This window comes from Pseudomonas sp. NBRC 111119 (genome assembly GCF_001320125.1).
In the GTDB taxonomy this organism is placed as follows: domain Bacteria; phylum Pseudomonadota; class Gammaproteobacteria; order Pseudomonadales; family Pseudomonadaceae; genus Aquipseudomonas; species Aquipseudomonas parafulva.
Genome location: NZ_BCAV01000099.1, coordinates 1 through 1,188 on the forward strand (window position 1 = coordinate 1; position 1,188 = coordinate 1,188).

At 57.0% G+C, this 1,188-nt stretch carries 1 protein-coding gene; it reads right to left on the bottom strand.

Annotation, left to right across the window (positions count from 1 at the left end):
• Positions 1–118 precede the first annotated feature (118 nt).
• Entirely contained in the window at positions 119–1,102 is a 984-nt protein-coding gene (locus tag APH25_RS24730) for an IS5 family transposase (protein WP_082428437.1), read from the bottom strand.
• Positions 1,103–1,188 lie beyond the last annotated feature (86 nt).

Sequence of the window (1,188 nt, forward strand, 5' to 3'; positions counted from 1 at the left end):
AGGGAAACTCCGAACAAGTTGCCCATCATCCGGAAATGGACGGCTTGGGCATGCCGAAAAGCCCGATTTTCAGCCGCAGATTATTGGAAAACCAAGGCATAGCCTTGGTTTTCTGCCATCACGGGCGCACCTGTCCCGCGACCGGCAATAGTTGCCGGCGCACCATCCACAGATTCGACAGGGCAAACAGCGTGGTCAGTTGCGCCGTATTCTTGGCCAAGCCACGGAAGCGGGTTTTCACATAGCCGAATTGGCGCTTGATCACACGGAAGGGGTGTTCGACCTTCGCTCGCACCTGCGCTTTGACCTTCTCGATCTTGCGTTTGGCCTTGTAGAGCACGCTTCGTTTGCTCAAGTGTTTATAGGTGCTCCGACGAGCCGCAATCTGCCAGATCACCGGCCTTCTTTCATGCTCCGACCGCTTCTCCACGCCGGTATAACCCGCGTCGGCACAGATAACATTTTCGTCGCCATGCAACAGGTGAGCGACCTCCGTTACATCGGCCACATTCGCCGCTGTACCGTGGACGTGATGCACCAGGCCCGACTCAGCATCGGCCCCGATATGCGCCTTCATGCCGAAGAAATACTGATTACCTTTCTTCGTCTGATGCATTTCAGGATCGCGCTTGCCGTCCTTGTTCTTGGTCGAGCTGGGTGCGTGGATGATGGTCGCGTCGACAATGGTGCCCTGGCGCAACGACAGGCCCTTGTCTCGCAGGTAATTGTTGATGGTTTCCAAAATGCCCGCCGCCAGCTGATGCTTCTCCAGTAGGTGCCGGAAATTCATGATCGTCGTGTCTTCGGGGATCGGAGCGCTGAGCGTCAGGCGAGCAAACTGGCGCATCGAAGTGATCTCGTACAGCGCCTCTTCCATGGCTGGGTCGCTCAACGAGAACCAGTTCTGCAGCAAGTGAATGCGCAACATGGTTTCCAGTGGATACGGCTTGCGGCCACCGCCAGCCTTTGGGTAGTGAGGCTCGATCAACGCCACCAACCCGCTCCACGGAACCACCTGCTCCATCTCGGCCAGGAAACGCTCGCGACGGGTGTGCTTGCGCTTACCGGCGTACTCGAAATCGGAAAAACTCATCTGACTCATGGGATGGCGGGCTTGTAGAGGGGTGTTGAACGAAGGGCTATTTCAGCACAGGTCAGACGGCCTGTGCTGACTTGATCGGAGAATCC